The organism is Candidatus Darwinibacter acetoxidans (assembly GCF_041936445.1).
In the GTDB taxonomy this organism is placed as follows: Bacteria; Bacillota; Limnochordia; order Darwinibacteriales; family Darwinibacteriaceae; genus DTU010.
Map to the genome: position 1 here is coordinate 1 of NZ_JBHGXH010000070.1, position 1,222 is coordinate 1,222.

The 1,222-nt window shown below is 64.4% G+C and carries 4 protein-coding genes; all 4 read left to right on the forward strand.

The window, feature by feature from the left end:
- The coding region (locus ACE4YL_RS02495; RefSeq protein ID WP_461369139.1) for a hypothetical protein at positions 1–396 on the forward strand (396 nt) is incomplete at its 5' end.
- Positions 396–635 carry a hypothetical protein gene (locus ACE4YL_RS02500; RefSeq protein WP_461369140.1) on the forward strand — a complete coding sequence of 80 codons (240 nt, stop codon included), beginning with the start codon at positions 396–398 and terminating at the stop codon, positions 633–635. The genes ACE4YL_RS02495 and ACE4YL_RS02500, both read left to right, overlap by 1 nt.
- Positions 632–931 (forward strand): hypothetical protein, encoded by a 300-nt coding sequence (locus ACE4YL_RS02505; protein ID WP_324304532.1) that lies wholly within the window; start codon positions 632–634, stop codon positions 929–931. Before ACE4YL_RS02500 ends, ACE4YL_RS02505 begins: the two co-directional genes overlap by 4 nt.
- A gap of 21 nt (positions 932–952) precedes the next feature.
- A partial coding sequence (locus tag ACE4YL_RS02510) for a hypothetical protein (RefSeq protein WP_461369141.1) occupies positions 953–1,222 on the forward strand: 270 nt, incomplete at its 3' end.

Consider the following 1,222-nt stretch of genomic DNA (forward strand, 5'->3'; position numbering starts at 1 on the left):
CTGCTCCCGGTCCTGACCCCCTACACGCCGACATCGGCACAGTTCGACCTGCTCTACCCCTACGCGCTCGACGAGTTCAAGGGCGACGATCCGGGATGCAGTAAGACCGGTGCCGAACGGGCGCTCGCCTACCTCATGGCCCACTATCTCGCCGGCGGGGAGGACCAGATCGGGTTCAGCGGCGAGAAGATCGACGACTACAGCTACACGGTCGCCGGCCCTGCTACAACCTCGTCCCGCTGGTACGTCCTGTACCGGCAGCAACTCGACCGGTGCCGCGACGCGCGGGCGATTAGCCCCGCAGGGCTCACCGGCGTGCAGCACGCGGACGCGACCGGGCTCAAGGACCTGCACCTCGACCAGAACCCCGTCGTGCGCGCGAGGGAGGGATTCTGATGAGTCTCCCTGAAGGAAGCGCTCTCGGCACGCTGACTGACCGCGAACTCCTCCTGATGGTCTACAGCAAGGTCGACACGATCGCCAAATCGCAGACCGACATCGAGTCTCGCGTCAGGGTCCTGGAAGCGCAGAGCAACCGGACCCTCGGCCTGATGGCGGCGACTGGAGGAGGATCAGGAGCCGTCGCCGGCGGCGTGGTCGCAGTAGTCATGAAACTCCTGGGGGGGTTCGGATGAGCCTCGCGGGCCTTCTGAACCAGGAGGTGCAGATCAAGGCGCGGACCGGCACCACCTACACCGGCGATCCGGAGTATGCGGCTGCCGCTACCTATCCGGCCCGGATCTCCTACAAGCCGCGCCGGGTCTTCGTGAACGGGGTTGAACGGACCTCGACCGCTCGGATCACCGTTGCGGTCCCGGTCTTCGACGAGGACCTGATCGTTCTGCCGGACGGCACCGAGCGGGGATCGCTCCAGGTCAAGCGCACACATGGGGGCGGCGGGACGTTCCACCATTCGACCATCGACATCTGAAAAAAGGAGGAAACAACAGCAATGGTAAACCGAGTAGCAGGAGAAATCCACAAGAAGGGAGGCATCCTCCAGCAGACGTTCGGCGAGACCGTCACGAATGCGTACGGCCTCGTATTCTATCAGGCGAGCGACGGTAAACTCTACTGTGCGAAAGCGGACGCGGAGGCGACAGTCTCGGGCGTCCTTTACCTCTGCGCGGACGCAGCCACGGTCGAAGACACCGTCGGCAACGCGCTCGCGCAGGGACGGGCCGAGAAGACCGATTGGTCATGGACCGTGGGAAAACTGGTC